The organism is Polaribacter sp. SA4-12 (genome assembly GCF_002163675.1).
GTDB lineage: Bacteria > Bacteroidota > Bacteroidia > Flavobacteriales > Flavobacteriaceae > Polaribacter.
This window is the reverse complement of the sequence record NZ_CP019334.1, coordinates 836,030-853,282: the sequence shown is the minus strand read 5'-3', so window position 1 is coordinate 853,282 and position 17,253 is coordinate 836,030. Positions and strand designations below refer to the sequence as shown.

The window sequence follows — 17,253 nt, the reverse complement described above, 5'->3', positions numbered from 1 at the left end:
AACTATGGATACAACAAAATTCACTCAATTTTTGAATCAACTATCAGAACATCCTTTACCAGTAATTGATGTTAGAATTTCATTGGATTCATATATTCCAATTACAATTTCTGATAAAAATAAAGACTTATTAAATTTTGATATTTCTTCATCTTTAGCTTGGGAAAAATATATCAATTCATTTTTAGAAGATAATAATGCTGAAGTTGCTTTTGGTGGATATTTTGAAAAAAGAAATATCTATGATAGAAGTGATTATTTTAAAAACTTAGCAGAGAATAAGAAAAGAAATATTCATTTAGGAATCGACTTATGGTGTAATGCGAATACAAAAGTATTGGCGGTTTTAGATGGAGAAATTCATAGTTTTAAAAATAATACCAATTATGGTGATTATGGTCCAACGATTATCATAAAACATCAAATAGAAGAAGATGTTTTTTATACTTTATATGGACATTTATCTTTATCATCAATAGAAAACTTAAAAGTTGGAGATGCTGTTTTACAAGGAAATGTAATTGGTTTTTTAGGAGATTCATCAGTAAATGGCGATTATGCACCACATTTACATTTTCAAATAATTAAAGATTTAGAAGATAATTTTGGAGATTATCCAGGAGTTTCATCCGAAGAAAATATAGAGTTTTACAGTAGAAATTGCCCTAATCCAAATTTATTATTAAAATTATCAATTTAATTTATAAGTTTTTGTAAGCTATTGCTCAGTTTTTAGACTTTTATAATAACTAATTTAATAGCAATCTATTATGGCAAACTTATGGTTCTTTGATAACGTAAATTTATTCAATCTTCTTTGTCCGCATAAATTTAAAGAATACAAAGAATGTCACACTTTTGATGCTTATAAAAAAAGTGATTATATCTATTTTGAAGAAGACTCTGCGAGCAAAGTTTATCTAATAGAAAAAGGAAAAGTAAAATTAGGATATTATAATGAGGATGGTACAGAAGTAGTAAAAGCAATTTTAACTAAAGGAGAATTGTTTGGAGAAAAAGCCATTTTAGGAGAAGAAATAAGAAATGAATTTGCACAATCTGTAGATGCATCAACTTCAATTTGCCCAATAGGAGTAGAGATTATGCACGATTTAATGCGTGATAATAAAACTTTTAGTTTAAAAGTTTATAAATTTCTAGGACTTCGTTTTAAAAAATTAGAACGAAGATTGCAATTAATATTGTTTAAAGATACAAGAACTCGATTTTTAGAATTTACAAAAGAATTGTGTGAAGAATATGGTTACGATTGCGAAAAAACAGGAGATAAAGTAATCATGCATCCTTATACACAAAAAGATATTGCTTCATTAATAGGAACTTCTAGATCTAACTTAAACGTATTAATGAATGAGTTAAAAGAGGAAAATTTGATCACTTTTAATAGAAAAGAATTAAGATTACTTCAAAAAACTGCATAAGTGTTCGCTAGCTAACATTTCATGATTCTTTAAGCTCATAACTTTGTCATCAACATTAACATAAAAAATAATAAGATGAAAAAAGTTTTAAATTTAGCATTAGCATTTACAATCGCAACATTATTTGTTGCTTGTAGTGATGACAACGAGACAGTAGCAACAACAGGAGATTTAACAGTAGATCTAACAGGTTTAGAAGAATTAGGATCAGATTTCGTTTACGAAGGATGGTTAATCGTAAATGGAAGTCCAGTAAGTACAGGTACTTTTACAAGCGTTTCTTTTCCACAAACTTATACTGTAGGAATTAGTGATTTACAAACAGCAACAACATTTGTTTTATCTATTGAACCAGCAGGAGAAACAGGAGCTGAAGCTTTAGCACCAGCAGCAACAAAAATTTTAGCAGGAGATTTTTCTGGAAGTTCAGCAAGTGTATCTTCAACAGGAATAGTAGGAGACTTTAGTGCTTCTTGGGGTAAATATATTTTAGCAACACCAACAGATGCAGATGATACAAATGAAGCAAGTGGAGTATGGTTTTTAGATAATTCTGTTGCAGCAGCAGTTGCAGGTTTAGGTTTACCAACTTTAGCTGATGGATGGAAATATGAAGGTTGGGTTGTTTTAAACGGAACACCAGTAAGTACAGGGACATTTTCTGCAGTTGATGCAGCTGATGATAACGCAGCAACTTCACCTTTTAAAGGATCAGTAGGAAATGGACCAGGTTTTCCAGGAGAAGATTATGTAACAGGTTCTGCAGCAGGAGTTGATTTTCCAACAGATTTAAAAGGAGCTACTATTGTAATTTCAGTAGAACCAAGTCCAGATAACAGTTCAGCACCTTTTACTTTAAAGCCATTAGCTCATGTTGTACCAGCAGATGCAATGAACCATTCAGTAATATCTATGGGAGCAGGACCATTAGCAACTTTATCAGGAAGTGTATCAAGATAAGCTAACAGAAAAGAATACAATCTACTATTATGTTAATGGTTGATTTATTTGAAGGGCAATTATATTTATATAATTGCTCTTTTCTGTATAAAAAAAATACCCAATACAGTATAAAACTAATATTGGGTACCAACTAACCAACAAGTTGGATTTTTTATTTTTTATTAATTTTTATTGGCATTCTATAAACTTCTCCTTTTTTAATATTTTTAGTATTGACTTTTTTATAGTTTAACCTAGTTTTTGCATATTTAATAAAACTAGAAACTTTAGAATCTACTGAAATAACAATTACTTCATTATCGTTGTTTACTATAAATGAAATTTCTGCAGAATATGATTTATCTATTTCTAAAGGAATATTATTTCCTAATAAAGAGACGAGTTCTGTTCTTAATTTTTTATTTGTACTTGTAGGATTGTTTTCTGTAGCTGTAACAGAAAAAACAGTTGATAAACTAATTGCAATAACAGTAATAATAGTTTTTAAGGTTTTCATAATAAGTATTTTAGGTTGAAATTATATAGTAAAGACGACCAATTTTAAAATGAGTTACAGTATATATCCATTTTAATATAACCTTAACGTTATTTAACTGAAATTAAGAAATTATTGAACCTTATAGATAGGTTTTGTGAAAATAAAAAAGAAATAATAGTATGTTTATGCTTTATTAAAAAGCTGATTAACCATTAATTTCATCAATAGAATTTAAAAGAATTTTGCAACCTTTTATGATTTCTTCATCAGAAATTGTAAGTGGAGGTGTAATTCTTAAAGCTCTTAATTCAATTAATAAGAAGAATAGAATTAATCCGTTTTCTAAACATTTATGAATCACTTTTGCAGCCAATTCTGGAGTTTCTAAAATGGGAGCTAACATTAATCCTTTTCCTCTAATTTCTTTAATTGAAGGATGTTTTAAATGTTTTCTAATAAGTGCTTCTTTCTTTAAAGATGTTGCAATTAAGTTATTGTCTTTAATTTCTTTTAAGGTTGCAACTCCTGCTGCAGCAATTACAGGATGACCTGCAAACGTAGAAATATGTCCTAATTTAGGATTGTCTTTTAATAAATCCATTTTTTCAAATGATGAAATAAAAGCACCAACAGGCATTCCGCCTCCTAAACCTTTTCCAGTAATTATAATATCAGGAATCACATTGTAGTTTTCAAACCCCCAAAAAGTTCCTGTTCTACCAATTCCTGTTTGTATTTCATCCAAAATTAATAATGCACCAACTTCTAAACAACGTTGTTTTACTTTTGATAAATAGTCATTTTTAGGTTCAATAAAACCTGCGCCACCTTGCATGGTTTCTAATATTACTGCAGCAGTTTTAGTAGTAATTTTACTAAGTTCTGTTTCATCATTAAATGTGATAAATCTTGTACCAGGAATTAAAGGTCTAAATGCTGATTTTTGACTTTCAGCTCCAGAAACGCTCATAGAACCCATTGTGTTTCCATGATAAGAGTTTTTTGCTGCTATAATTTCTGACCTATTTGTAACTCTTTTAGCTAGTTTTAAAGCACCTTCTGTAGCTTCTGTACCAGAATTAGTGATGTAAACAGAATTTAAATTTTCTGGAGAATTTTCTGCTAATAATTTACACAATTCAACTTGTGGTTGCTGTACAAACTCGCCATAAACCATTACATGAGCATAAGAATCTAGTTGATTTTTAATAGCATCTGTAACATTATCGTTATTATGTCCAACACTATTTGCAGAAACACCTGCAACAAAGTCTAAATATTTTTTACCTGAAGTGTCATAAATATAACTCCCTTTTGCTTTAGAAATTTCTATTGCAAGTGGGTAAGGAGAGGTTTGTGCTTGATATTTAAAAAAATCTTTTTTCAAGATTATTGCTTTTTAGGAGAAACATCTGACTTCATTAATTTAAGATCTACTTTAGATTTCTTTTTTTTATCAAGAATAATAGCAGTCTTATTTTCTTTTTTACCTTTTTTTGGAGGAACCTTCTTTTTATCATCTTTAATAAAAATATCTTCCTTCTTTTTAGGTTGTTCATCTTCTCGCCAAATAAAACCTTTTAATTGTCTAACATCATCTGGTAATTTTGAAGGAGGATATGTATTACCATCAGATTTTTTTAAATACTTAACCGTTTCTATTTGTCCTTTAACTAAAGTAAATTCAATATTACTAGAAATTTCTTTTGTAATAGTTTCTAAAACTTGGGTTTCTTCATTTCTATTAAAATAAACAGATTCTGCATTTCCTTTTACTAAAAGTAGATTCAGTTTATTGTTTTTAAATTTCCCAAACATATTTCTACCTCTAATCTGGTTGAAATCCTTATTAGAAATTGTGTCTTTTGTAATGATAAATGAATTGTTTAATACTTTTAAGGAATCTAATTTTTCTGTTTCTACATTAGAAATTAAATGAATTGTGTCTCCAGTAATTTGATTTTGTTCTGACCAAATTACAGGGTTTTTAAACATTCTAGTTAAACCATTAGCTTGGTTTGTATGTATTGAATCACATTTTCCTTGTAAGTCTGATTTAAAGATTTTTACATTATGATATGTTCTTACAATTCTTTTTTCAGGTTTACCTGTTATTAATATGGTGTCTCCATGAATAAACATAGAGTCTTTTTCTACAATTGAAATAGCAACTGCTCTTTTAATAATAAAAAGTGAATCTTTTAATTCAAAGATTTCTGCATAGTTTCCTTTTGTTATAAAATTCTGAACAGTGTCTATAACTTGAATATTATTTGTTGCAGAAGCAAAACCTTTTCTCTTGTCATAATACAAACTATCACCTTCAACAGTTCTTTCTTTTAAAAAGAGTTTGGCATTTTTAACAAAATGAGAAATATCGGTTTTTGTATTATAAAAACCTCTTTCGCAATAAATTTTATTTTCGTTTTGAGTGTTTGTAATTGTCGTTGGCCCGTATAAATACGTAAGACCAGAGTTTGTGTAATAATCTAAATGATTAGATTCTAAATAATGTTCTGGGTTTACGACTGTAACTCTAGTGGTTGCTGTAAATTTTTTAGTTTCTAAATAGAAGTTACCGTTTTTACTTTTAAGTGTATTTGTTGGGTCTTTAATAGTTGCATAACTATTGTAATACAATTTCTGATTCAGTCTATCAAAATGAAGTGTATCTGAAGTTAACGTCATTGTTGGGTCTTTTAAAACCACATTTCCCCAAGATAACGCTTGTTTAGAATTTGCGTCATAATCAGTATAATTACTTGTCTGTGTAATTGTATCTCCTTGTTTTATAATAACTTTTCCAATAGCTTTAAAGAAGTTTTTTTCTTTGTAGAATAATGCTTGTTGACTTGTTAAAATAATTCCATCATGGGTCATTTTTACATTACCAATTAAGATAGTAGCACCAGGGTACTTCTCTTCATCGGCTTCTTGAATTTCAGCTTCATAATTAATCTTTTTTGTTTGCGAAAAAACAAATGAAGTGATAAATAGAAAAAATAGAATCAGTATTCTTTTCAAAATGATGTATTTGTCGCAAAAATAATGAAAAGAATATAGCAACCTATTAAAGAAAAGTGAAATTTAATTTTAATATGCTTTACTAAAGATTAGAAAAGGACCTTTCTAATTTTTTTGCTTTCGGAAATAAAATATTATTCTCTATATGAATGTGTTTATGTAGCTCTTCTTCAAACTGTTGTAGTTTAAGATATAAAATCTTAAAAGAAACACAAGCATCTTCTGGTATAAAATAGTTATTGGTTAATTTAGAAATGCGTTTAAAAGTTTTTCCAACTTGCTCATGATCATCTTCTAAAGAATCAATAGGATCATTTAAAGGTGAATCTTTTATATCGATGTGGGTATTTTTATTTTTTGCGTTAATAAGTTTCTTTATATAAGGAAAAAGAATTCTTTCTTCGTTCTTCATATGTTCAAGAATATCGTCTGTAACTTCTTGAATTAAATTATTAATCTCTTTCAGTTCTTTATACTCTCTACCATAAATATTAGCAACTTTTTCTCCATATTCTTTTAAGAATAGAATGTTTTCTTCTTCATATTCATGATGAATATTTATCAAAAAATCAATAAGAAAATCTAGTTTCCAAGAATTGTAATCTTTTAGATAATATACATTATCATTTATAGCATTTAATTCTTTAACGACTTGTTTATAGTCAACTTTTTTCTCTTCACAAGCTTTTGATAATAACATATCACCATGAAAACAAAAATCAATTTTAAACTTTCTAAATATTGAAGATGTATTAATATTTTTTGAAACGATATTAGCAACACTTTTATCCAATAAATCCTTCATAATATATGACTTAGAATTTATTACAAATGTGATGTAGTTTTTGAGTATAAAAAATGACTTTTGTCACTATTTTGAATTTTCTTAAATAAAATTAATAATTTTATGTGATTTTCGGAAAAGGAAGCGATAAATGATGAAGAACTATTAGTAGAATTTTTAAGTATTAAGAAGTAACTTTAACTTCATTAGATTTTTGTATAATTAATGATTATTTATAATAAAACATCCTTTTTTTTATCGATATCATTTTAAGTTCTTGTAATTTGCGGAAAAATTACAAATTAATGAAATCGCCCTTTCACTTATCAAAAAAAGAAATGCAATCTTATGGTTATAAAATTGTTGATATTATAGTAGACCATTACGCAGATGAAGAAAGTAAAAAGCCTGTAAGTAAGGCTTCTCGTCAAGAAATGGATTCAATTTTTTTAAGTGAAGCACCAGATCACGCATCTCCTGCAGATGAAGTTTTAGATTTTGTTACAGAAAATGTATTGCCAAATAGTAATATATCATCGCACCCAAAATCTTTTTCTTTTGTGCCTGGACCCAGTAATTTTATTAGTGCAATGGCAGATTCATTAGCAACAGGATTTAATATATTTTCTGGTGGATGGATTGTTTCCCCAGCAGCAGCAGAATTAGAAATTGTTACTTTAAACTGGTTGTTAAAAATGTTTAATTTTCCTGTAACAAAAGGAGGAGGAATTTTTACAAGTGGTGGTTCTATGGCAAATTTAACTGCTTTGGTTACTGCTAGAAGAATAAAATGTGGATCTGATTTTTCTGATGCAGTTATTTATTTATCAGACCAAGCCCATTCTTCAAATATTAAGGCAATTAGAGTTATCGGTTTTAAAGAAGAACAGGTAAAAATAATTCCAACAGATTTAGAGTTTAAGTTTAGTATAAATAAACTTAAAAACGAAATTGCAAGAGACAAGTTAGAAGGAAAAAAACCTTTTTGTATTATCGCTTCAGCAGGTACTACAAATACAGGAACTGTAGATCCTTTAGATACCTTGGCAGATATTTGTGAAAAAGAAAACCTTTGGTTTCATATTGATGGCGCTTATGGAGGAGCTGCAATTTTATCAAAAAAAGGAAGTAAAATTTTACAAGGAATTGAACGAGCAGATTCTTTAACTGTAGATCCTCATAAATGGTTTTTTCAACCTTATGAAATTGGTTGTTTATTGGTAAAAGATGCTTCTTGGTTAAGTAATACTTTTAGTGAAAAACCAGAATATTTAAGAGATATAGAAGGAAATGAATCAGAAATTAATTTTTATGATTATGGTATTCAATTAACCAGAAGATTTAGAGCTTTAAAATTCTACATGTCTATAAAAACGTATGGATTAAATGCTTTTAAAAAGGCAATTACTTATAATATAGATTTAACAGAAGAAACAGAAGATATTCTTAGAAAAAGTAAAAATTGGGAAATTGTTTCTCCAGCAACATTAGCAATCATAAATTTTAGATTTAACCCTATTGGTAAGAATTTAAAAGAAGAAGAACTAGATAAATTAAATCAAGAAATTTCTTCTAGAGTAGTAGCGTCTAAGGAAGCTCTTTTAGTAACCACAGTGTTACAAAATCAGGTGGTTATTAGAATGTGTTTAATCAACCCAAAAACGACTATAAAGCATGTTAAAGACACTTTAAGTCAATGTGAAGCGTTTGCTAAAGAGGTTTTTTTAGAGTGGAAAATGTAGTTCTTAAATTAGAAGCAAATATTCCTAAGATTCCAATAGGCATTAGGGCAGAAATAAGTACTAAAACAATGTAATAGTTATCTATTACTGAAATCTGTTGCCAATTGCAAAAAACTTTGTAAAAAATAAATATTTCTGAAAGTATGAAACCTATCAAATAGATAATCGTAAACCTTTTAGAAACGTTTAATAGTTTATTTTGATGAAGGAAAAACAAAATACTCAGACTTGTAATTCCTAAAAAGACAAGGTGTAAATATCCAATTACAAAACCTTTAATTTGAAAGGATAATGCTGCAAAATAAGGAATTGCAGTAATAGATTGCATGGCTATTTTTAAAGAGAAAAAGATAAAAACTAAATTTATTATTTTGTAAAAAAAGAATGAGGTTCTCTTTTTTATAATTGCCTTATACTTTTTAATTATTTGATAAAACTTTAAATAAGCAAACAGCTGATAAAATACGCCCATTATAGCTAAAAAGTAAATAATAAAAGGAGGCTCTGTCCATAAAAAGGATGAAAATACAGTTAGAATACAACTGAATATCATCAGCCTATAAAAATCAGAACTCACTTTTTTAGGTATGGCAATAGCATTCTTTTCTAAAAAGTTGAAAAAGATTCCAAGTAAACAAAAAATAAACCATCCATTATATTGAAAATGTAAATAGAAATAAATTGCATTTTTATACCAATGTGATGTACTGCCAAGAGTATTCATTATTATTCCTAAAGCCCAAGGACCAATACTGGAAAGGATCATAAATAGTAAGGACGCATTTATAAACTTTGAAGCGTAGCTATTTTTATTAAAATTATTGTTTTTTCTATAAAAAGCATAAAACCAATAAGAACAAATTATAAAAAGTGTAGAAAAAATAATAGAAAACAAAGCATAACCAGTAATAGGGAAACTTATAAGCATTCCAATAATGGTGATTTGAGTAACTAAAAATATTTTTGAATACCTTTTTTTAGCTTCGTCTTTTATAAATAAATGAAAAATTAAAGTCGTTAAACCTATATAAACCCATCCTAAAAGTGCAATATGAGAGTGGGTGTGTACAATAAATTTATAATTTGCATTGATGTTTGCTGTAGGGAAAAGTCGAAGAACAATACCTAATGAAGAAGCAATTAAAAAGTAAGCGAGCGCTATTAAACTTTGTGTTTTTGCTTTTATCATTTATTAATTATAAAATTCAGACGAATTATCATTATTCGCATATTCATTAGCCATTTCTAAAATTGTTTTTTCCTCTAGTTTTTTTATCAATTCTTTCTTAAAAGGTTTATACAGATGATGAACAACACATGGTTTATCATCACTACAATCTGGTTGCCCTAAATAACATTGATTAAATTTTTCAATATCATCTAAACAATCTATAATATTATATAGTGACTTTTTTTCATTTTCTTTAGAAAGGTAAAAACCACCATGTGGACCTTTTATAGAAGATATTATGCCCTTTTTTGTTAATTCTTGTAACGTTTTTGCCAAAAAGGGGGCAGGTATATTTAGTAGTTCTGCTAATTGTTTTGAACCTAGTTTATTTTCTTTAGAAGCTTTATTTGCTAAATGCAATACTGCTGTAATTGCATATTTACTTGCTTTCGATAACATAATTTCTTTTTTGACAAAATAAAAGGACAAATGTGTCTTTTTATATGATAATTATCATAATTCATACTTTAAAAGTAACATAAATTTGTAACAATAAAAGACTATTTAGTATTTTATTGTGAAATAACTAACTTAAACTAAAGAATATGAGGCTTTTAAAAACGGTATGTTTAATTTTTATTGCAAGCTTGTTGCTTACAAGTTGTCAAAATAAAGAGAAAAAAGAAGTAAAAAAAGAAAGTGAAGTACAAAAAAAAGAAATAATTTCTAAAGGACAGTCTTCTGTTATAGATGAAGATTCTGATCCTAACGCATTACAAGTTGCAAAATCTTTAGATGATTTTAAAACATTAGTAGTTGCTATAAAAGCTGCAGGAGTAGAGGATGCTCTTGTAAATGCTGGTCCATTAACTGTTTTTGCTCCTGTAAATAGTGCTTTTGATAAACTTCCTGAAGGAACAGTTGCGACACTTTTAAAGCCAGAGAATAAGACAAATTTAGGTTTTATTTTAAAAAACCATGTTGCTCCAGCTAACTACCACTTAAAGCAATTAAAAAAAGAAGCTAAAAAAGGGCGTAAGTTATATATGGCATCAGGAAAGTACTTAGTTGTAGAGAACAAAGAGGGTAAAATATTTGTTGGAGGAACTGAAATATTGAAGACAGTAAAAGTTAGTAATGGTTGGGTACATGTAATTGGAGATGTATTGGTGCCAAGTGATAAATAATAATTATAATCAATCAAAAGATGAAATTACAAAACGTATTATTAATAATGTTAGTTGCATTATTTATTAATTGTGGAGGGAAAGAAAAGAAAGGACCTTCATACAGTAAAGCACCAGTAAAAAAAGAGGTTGTTAAAAAAGTTGATACTAAAAAAGCATCTTTAGACAATAAAGGAATTGGACCTATAAAAACTTTAAAACTAGAAGCAATTAACGATGCATTAGTTACTAAAGGAAAAGCTATTTACAAAACAAATTGTACTGCTTGTCATAAATTTAGTAAAAAATACATTGGACCTGGTTTAAAAGGAGTTACTGAAAGACGTTCACCAGAATGGATTATGAACTTAATCTTAAATACGGAAGAAATGCTTGCAAAAGATCCTGTTGCAAAAGCTTTAATTGCAGAATACAATGCACCAATGGCTAATCAACAATTATCTGAAGAGGATGCAAGAGCAATTTTAGAATATTTTAGAACAAAAAATTAATAAATCAACTAAACTATAAATATGAAAACAATTTTAAAATCAATTTTTTCATTAACTATTGCAGCTGCTTTTTTAGTAAGTTGTGGTGGGCCTTCGAAAAAAAGTAATAAAGGAGCTGTTTCTGGAAATGCAGCAGAAAAAGTATATGTTGCTCCAGGAGAACATGATTCACACTACGCTTTTGTATCTGGTGGATTTAGTGGACAATTAGCTGTTTATGGTTTACCTTCTGGTAGATTATTTAGAGTAATACCAGTTTTTTCACAAGATCCAGAAAAAGCGTATGGATATAGTGAAGAAACAAAACCAATGTTACAAACATCACATGGTTTTGTGCCTTGGGGAGATTCGCATCACCCAGATATTTCGCAAACTAATGGTAGTGTAGATGGTCGTTGGGTATTTATCAACGAAAATAATACACCTCGTATTGCTAGAATTAGTTTAGAAACTTTCGAAACGGAAGAAATTATTGAGATTCCTAATTCAGCAGGAAATCACAGCTCTTCTTTTGTTACTGAAAACTCTGAGTATGTTGTTGCAGGAACTCGTTTTGCGGTACCATTTCCACAGAGAGACATGTCTATTAGTGATATGAAAGGGAATTTTAGTGGAGCATTATCATTCTTAAGTATAGATCCAGATCATGGAAATATGGAAATTAAATTCCAAATTAAAATGCCTGGTTTCAATTATGATTTATCTCACCCTGGTCGTGGAAAATCTCATGGATGGTTTTTCTTCTCAACTTATAATACTGAGGAAGCAAATACTTTAATGGAAGTAAATGCATCTCAAAATGATAAAGATTTTATTGCAGCGATAAACTGGAAAAAAATTGAAGAATATGTGAATAATGGTGGTGGGAAAAAAATGCCAGCGAAATATGCACATAATACTTGGAGTGACGAAACACACACTGCAACACACGTAATGCAAAAAGAAGTTTTAGTTGTAGAACCTAAAGATGTTCCTGGTGCAATTTACTTTTTACCAACAGCAAAATCACCTCATGGTTGTGATGTAGATCCAACAGGAGAATACATTATTGGTAATGGTAAATTAGCAGCTGCAATGACAGTTCACTCATTTACTAAAATGCAAAAAGCAATTGAGGATAAAGCATTTGACGGAGAAGCATATGGAATTCCAATTATTAAATTTGATGCAGTAAACTATGGTACTTTAGATCAACCAGGTTTAGGTCCATTACATACAGAGTTTGATACAAGAGGAAATGGATATACTACATTCTTTATCTCTTCTGAAGTTGTAAAATGGAACATAAAAGACTTAAAAGTAATTGACAGACATCCTGTTTACTATTCTGTTGGTCACTTAATGATTCCTGGAGGAAACTCTAGAACACCAGATGATAAGTATATGGTTGCAATGAATAAAATTACTAAGGATAGATATTTACCTACAGGTCCTGAAGTATGTCAATCAGCACAATTATTTGATATTAGTGGAGAAAAAATGGAATTACTTCTAGATTTCCCTACTATTGGTGAGCCACATTATGCAGCAGGTATTGCAGCAGAAAAAATAGCTCCTAAATCTAAAAAGATTTACAAATTAAATGAAAACAAACACCATTATGCTGTAACAAATGAAGGTGAAACAAACGTTGTAAGAAAAGGAAACGAAGTACATATTAAAATGTCAATGATTCGTTCTCATTTTTCACCAGATAATATAGAAGGTGTAAAAGTTGGAGATAAAGTGTTTTTCCATGTTACAAACTTAGAGCAAGATTATGATGTACCTCATGGTATCTCAATGATTGGTGCAAATACATCTGAGCTTTTAATTATGCCAGGTAGAACAGCAACTTTTACTTGGGAACCTAAACAAGTAGGAGTATGGCCATTTTACTGTACAGATTTCTGTTCTGCATTACACCAAGAAATGCAAGGTTACATTAGAGTTTCTCCAAAAAGTTCTGATATTAAAATATCTTATACTTTAGATGGAGATGTTCCTGGAGAAGACGAAGAAGAATAAAACGATTTTTGTTTGAGAGTAAGAAAGCGGGCAATTATTTAATGATTGTCCGTTTTTTTTAATAGAAGATTTAATTGTTTTACATATAGTTTTTTATTAACAAGGTTTTATTACATCAAGTTAAATATTAAAAAATGAAAAAATCAAGATTATTAATGATGGTAGGTTCTTTTCTACTATTGGGCTTATTTATTTTTCCTCTTTGGAATATTACATTAGAAGCTCCACAATATCCTATTCCATTAGGAATGGATATTTACATTACAAAATTTCAAGACACACATGAGTTTGATATTAAAAATATCAACTTAATGAATCATTATGTTGGAATGCAGTATATTCCAGATACAATACCAGAATTTAAAATATTCCCTATTGTAATTGGAGTTATGGCTTTTTTAGGAATGTTTATCGGTTTTAAAGCAAATTATAAATGGTTTTTAGGTTGGTTTGTTCTGATGTCGATCTTAGGAATTGCAGGAATGTATGATTTTTACTTGTGGGAATATGATTATGGACATAATCTAGATCCTAAAGCAATCATGAATTTTAAAAACCCTGATGGCTCTGTAATGGGCTTTCAACCACCTTTGTTTGGTACAAAAGATATTCTAAACTTTACAGCACATTCCTATCCTTTAGTAGGAGCATATTTTATGTTTGTTGGTATGTTTATGACATTTATAGCTTTCTTTTTAGGTAAAAAAGAAGCAAGTAACTAAAAGTAAGTTTTTAATAAGAACGAGCATTTACTTGCTCGTTTTTCATATATTCAAAACATGAAAAAAATAATAAGTCTTTTAATATTAATGTTTTTCATATTTATTTCTTGTTCTGTAGAGCCTAAAGTTATTAAATATGGTGATGATCATTGTTTTCATTGTGATATGACTGTGGTAGATAAAACACATTCTGCACAATATGTTACTAAAAAAGGGAAAGCATATATGTTTGATGCTGTAGAGTGTTTAACTATGAAAATTAACCAAGAAAATAACGAACGAGACTTAGCATTTATATTAGTTGCAGATTACATAACTCCAGGGAAATTAGTGGATGCCAAAAAAGCAACTTATTTAATAAGTAAAAAAATAAAAAGTCCAATGGGAGCAAATTTATCAGCTTTTTTTGATAAAAAAATAGCAGATGAATATCTAGAAAAACATGGAGGGAAACTCTACACTTGGAATTCACTAAAGCAACATTTTTCTAAATGAGAATAGGAGTATTATTACTTTTTCTAATTTACAGTTTTACAGGAAATGCACAAACTTCTAGAATAGATGTTTGCAGTTCTTGTAAAGTAAAATCCATTAAAGATGCAATTAAACTTGCAAAAGATGGAGATACAATTCTTGTAAAAAAAGGGATCTATAAAGAGTCTAAATTATTTATTGATAAAAGTATACATTTAATTGGTGAAGATTACCCAGTTATAGATGCCGAAAATAAAACAGATAGTGTAATAGCTATTAAAGCTGATAACTTTAGTTTATCTGGTTTTAAAATTAAGAATATAGGCATGAGCTATATCAAAGAAGTAGCTGGTGTTTTTATTTCATATTCTAAAAATTTTACCATAAAAGATAATATTTTTGATAATGTTTTTTACGGAATAATTCTTCAAAGAGTAAAATACGGACTCATAAAAGATAATATAATTAGTGGAAATGCAAAAAATGAATCAAGCTCTGGTAATGGTGTTCATGTTTGGAAAAGTAAGAATATGAGAATTGAAAATAATACTGTTTCTGGTATGAGAGATGGTATTTATTTAGAGTTTGTAAATAATAGTTATGTATCTAATAATACTAGTAAAAATAATATTAGATACGGATTACACTTTATGTTTTCTCATTATAATGAATATCATCACAATGAGTTTAGAGAAAATGGAGCTGGTGTTGCTGTTATGTTTTCTAAACATATAAAAATGTATTTTAATACATTTCACTACAATTGGGGAACAGCATCTTATGGCTTATTATTAAAAGAAATTAATGATGCAGAGATAAACGACAATATTTTTGAACAAAATACAATTGCAATAAATATTGATGGTTGTAACCGAATTAATTACAAAAACAACCATTTTATTCGTAATGGATGGGCGTTAAAATTTACAGGTGGTTGTTATGCTAATATTTTTGAATACAATAACTTTCAAAGTAATGCTTTCGATTTATCATACAATAGTCGATTAAATGATAACAAATTCGAGGCTAATTATTGGAGTGAATATTCTGGTTACGATTTAAATAAAGATGGTATTGGTGATGTAGCGCATAGACCTGTAAAACTATTTTCTTATGTGGTAAACAAAACACCAGAAACCTTAGTTTTATTAAGAAGTCTATTTGTAGATATTATTAACTTTTCAGAAAAAGTTTCTCCAATATTTACACCAGATAATTTACTAGATCAAAAACCTTTAATGAAAGCAATAAATTCCTTAGATTAAGATGATTAAAATACAAAATCTACATAAAAAATTTGGGAAACTAACTGTCTTAGATGGTTTAAATCTCAACATAAATAAAGGCGGTATTTTTGCTGTACTTGGTCCTAATGGCTCAGGAAAAACAACATTGATAAAAAGTATTTTAGGGATGGTAATCCCAGAAGAAGGAACTATAAATATTGGTGGAGAAGAGATTTTAAAAAAACATGAGTATCGTAATAATGTAAATTATTTACCTCAAATAGCAAACTTTCCTGGTAATCTTTCAGTGTCTGAATTAATTCAGATGATTAAAGATATCAGAACAAAAAAAGCGAATGATTTAGAATTAATAGAGCTTTTTGATTTGCAACCTTTTTTAAAGAAAAAATTAAGCAACTTATCTGGTGGAACAAAACAAAAAGTAAACCTAGTACTAACTTTTATGTTTGACAGTGAGTTGATTATTTTAGACGAACCTACAACAGGTTTAGATCCTGTTTCGTTAATACGATTAAAAGAAATTATTCAATCAGAAAAACAAAAAGGAAAAACGATTTTGATAACGTCTCACATTATGAGTTTTGTAGAAGAAATGTCTGATGAAATTGTATTTCTTTTAGATGGGAAAATCCATTTTAAAGGAAAGATTGAGACGCTAAAAGAACAAACAAATCAAACGGATTTAGAACACGCAATAGCCACTATTTTATCTAAAGATTATGCTTAAAATATTAAAATATAGTTTTTACGATTTATTAAGAAGTAGATGGAGTTATGTATACTTTGTTTTCTATTTAGTTATTGGTTTTTCATTATTGTTTTTAAATAATGATACTTCTAAAGCAGTTATTACTTTGATGAATATTATTGTGGTGTTAACACCTTTAATTGGTACCATTTTTGGAATTATGTATTATTATAATTCACGAGAATTTACCGAACTTTTATTAGCACAACCTTTAAAAAGAAGTACTATTTTTTTAGGACAATATATCGGTGTTTCTTTATCACTTTCATTAAGTTTGGTTTTAGGATTAGGAATTCCTTTTTTAGCATATGGAGTTACACAATCTACTGCAATTTTTGACTTTATTTCCTTACTCTTTGTAGGTGCTTTTCTAACCTTTATTTTTGTCGCTTTAGCGTTTAACATCGCTTTATCAAACGAAAATAAAATTAAAGGATTTGGTTATGCTATTTTATTATGGTTGTTTTTAGCGGTTATCTATGATGGATTATTTTTAATTTCATTAATTGTTTTTCAAGAATATCCATTAGACCAATTTTCTTTATTTGCTACTATGTTTAACCCAATTGATTTATCTAGAATTTTAATTTTATTAAAATTAGATATCTCAGCTCTTTTAGGATATACAGGTGCTGTTTTTCAACAGTTTTTTGGTACAAACCTAGGTATGATATTGTCATCTTCTGTTTTGATTTTATGGACTGTTATACCAACTTTGAGAATCATTTCTAAAGCAAAAAAGAAAGACTTTTAATTTTTCTGATAATTATCAT

The 17,253-nt window shown here is 28.4% G+C and carries 18 protein-coding genes; 12 read left to right on the top strand and 6 right to left on the bottom strand.

Annotated elements, in window-relative coordinates:
• The first annotated feature begins 4 nt into the window (after positions 1-4).
• The 3 genes from BTO07_RS03870 to BTO07_RS03860 all read left to right on the top strand — a co-directional run bounded on the left by BTO07_RS03870 (position 5) and on the right by BTO07_RS03860 (position 2,402).
• Positions 5-700 carry a peptidoglycan DD-metalloendopeptidase family protein gene (locus BTO07_RS03870; RefSeq protein ID WP_087519980.1) on the top strand — a complete coding sequence of 232 codons (696 nt, stop codon included), beginning with the start codon at positions 5-7 and terminating at the stop codon, positions 698-700.
• A gap of 70 nt (positions 701-770) precedes the next feature.
• Complete coding sequence (locus BTO07_RS03865) at positions 771-1,442, top strand: Crp/Fnr family transcriptional regulator (RefSeq protein WP_087519979.1); 672 nt, start codon at positions 771-773, stop codon at positions 1,440-1,442.
• A 75-nt stretch (positions 1,443-1,517) separates the two neighbouring features.
• On the top strand, positions 1,518-2,402 hold the full coding sequence (locus BTO07_RS03860; RefSeq protein ID WP_087519978.1) for an anti-sigma factor: 885 nt from the start codon (positions 1,518-1,520) through the stop codon (positions 2,400-2,402).
• A gap of 154 nt (positions 2,403-2,556) precedes the next feature.
• Here the strand turns inward: BTO07_RS03860 and BTO07_RS03855 are convergent, their stop codons facing one another.
• The 4 genes from BTO07_RS03855 to ric form a co-directional block, all read right to left on the bottom strand.
• A complete protein-coding gene (locus tag BTO07_RS03855) occupies positions 2,557-2,901 on the bottom strand; it encodes a hypothetical protein (RefSeq protein ID WP_087519977.1) in 345 nt (114 codons plus the stop codon).
• 187 nt (positions 2,902-3,088) lie between these two features.
• Positions 3,089-4,270, bottom strand: a complete 1,182-nt coding sequence (locus BTO07_RS03850; protein WP_087519976.1) for an aspartate aminotransferase family protein — start codon at positions 4,268-4,270, stop codon at positions 3,089-3,091.
• Between the two features lie 2 nt (positions 4,271-4,272).
• Positions 4,273-5,907 carry an OstA-like protein gene (locus BTO07_RS03845; RefSeq protein WP_232457083.1) on the bottom strand — a complete coding sequence of 545 codons (1,635 nt, stop codon included), beginning with the start codon at positions 5,905-5,907 and terminating at the stop codon, positions 4,273-4,275.
• Positions 5,908-5,989: 82 nt separating this feature from the next.
• On the bottom strand, positions 5,990-6,712 hold the full coding sequence (gene ric, locus BTO07_RS03840; RefSeq protein ID WP_087519975.1) for an iron-sulfur cluster repair di-iron protein: 723 nt from the start codon (positions 6,710-6,712) through the stop codon (positions 5,990-5,992).
• A gap of 284 nt (positions 6,713-6,996) precedes the next feature.
• Here ric and BTO07_RS03835 point away from each other — a divergent pair, with 284 nt between their 5' ends.
• On the top strand, positions 6,997-8,433 hold the full coding sequence (locus BTO07_RS03835; RefSeq protein WP_087519974.1) for a pyridoxal phosphate-dependent decarboxylase family protein: 1,437 nt from the start codon (positions 6,997-6,999) through the stop codon (positions 8,431-8,433).
• Here BTO07_RS03835 and BTO07_RS03830 read toward each other — a convergent pair.
• Both BTO07_RS03830 and BTO07_RS03825 read right to left on the bottom strand, forming a co-directional pair.
• Positions 8,402-9,622 carry a hypothetical protein gene (locus tag BTO07_RS03830; RefSeq protein ID WP_087519973.1) on the bottom strand — a complete coding sequence of 407 codons (1,221 nt, stop codon included), beginning with the start codon at positions 9,620-9,622 and terminating at the stop codon, positions 8,402-8,404. The genes BTO07_RS03835 and BTO07_RS03830 overlap by 32 nt on opposite strands.
• Positions 9,623-9,625: 3 nt before the next feature.
• On the bottom strand, positions 9,626-10,063 hold the full coding sequence (locus BTO07_RS03825; RefSeq protein ID WP_087519972.1) for an RrF2 family transcriptional regulator: 438 nt from the start codon (positions 10,061-10,063) through the stop codon (positions 9,626-9,628).
• A 146-nt stretch (positions 10,064-10,209) separates the two neighbouring features.
• On the opposite strand from BTO07_RS03825, the gene BTO07_RS03820 reads away from it, so the two are divergent.
• The 8 genes from BTO07_RS03820 (at position 10,210) to BTO07_RS03785 (ending at position 17,234) form a co-directional block, all read left to right on the top strand.
• Positions 10,210-10,791: a fasciclin domain-containing protein gene (locus tag BTO07_RS03820; protein ID WP_087519971.1), complete on the top strand. Its 582-nt coding sequence runs from the start codon at positions 10,210-10,212 to the stop codon at positions 10,789-10,791.
• Positions 10,792-10,811: 20 nt separating this feature from the next.
• Positions 10,812-11,282, top strand: coding sequence for a c-type cytochrome (locus tag BTO07_RS03815; protein ID WP_087519970.1), 471 nt, complete (start codon positions 10,812-10,814; stop codon positions 11,280-11,282).
• Positions 11,283-11,303: 21 nt separating this feature from the next.
• Positions 11,304-13,289, top strand: a complete 1,986-nt coding sequence (gene nosZ / locus BTO07_RS03810; protein WP_087519969.1) for a Sec-dependent nitrous-oxide reductase — start codon at positions 11,304-11,306, stop codon at positions 13,287-13,289.
• A gap of 134 nt (positions 13,290-13,423) precedes the next feature.
• Positions 13,424-14,011 carry a hypothetical protein gene (locus BTO07_RS03805; protein ID WP_087519968.1) on the top strand — a complete coding sequence of 196 codons (588 nt, stop codon included), beginning with the start codon at positions 13,424-13,426 and terminating at the stop codon, positions 14,009-14,011.
• A gap of 57 nt (positions 14,012-14,068) precedes the next feature.
• Positions 14,069-14,506 (top strand): nitrous oxide reductase accessory protein NosL, encoded by a 438-nt coding sequence (locus BTO07_RS03800; protein ID WP_087519967.1) that lies wholly within the window; start codon positions 14,069-14,071, stop codon positions 14,504-14,506.
• A complete protein-coding gene (locus BTO07_RS03795) occupies positions 14,503-15,750 on the top strand; it encodes a nitrous oxide reductase family maturation protein NosD (protein ID WP_087519966.1) in 1,248 nt (415 codons plus the stop codon). The genes BTO07_RS03800 and BTO07_RS03795 overlap by 4 nt, the downstream gene beginning before the upstream one ends.
• 1 nt (position 15,751) lies before the next feature.
• The gene (locus BTO07_RS03790) at positions 15,752-16,459 is read left to right on the top strand and encodes an ABC transporter ATP-binding protein (protein WP_087519965.1); all 708 of its coding nucleotides are present in this window, start codon (positions 15,752-15,754) and stop codon (positions 16,457-16,459) included.
• Positions 16,452-17,234, top strand: coding sequence for an ABC transporter permease (locus BTO07_RS03785; protein ID WP_087519964.1), 783 nt, complete (start codon positions 16,452-16,454; stop codon positions 17,232-17,234). The genes BTO07_RS03790 and BTO07_RS03785 overlap by 8 nt, the downstream gene beginning before the upstream one ends.
• Positions 17,235-17,253 lie beyond the last annotated feature (19 nt).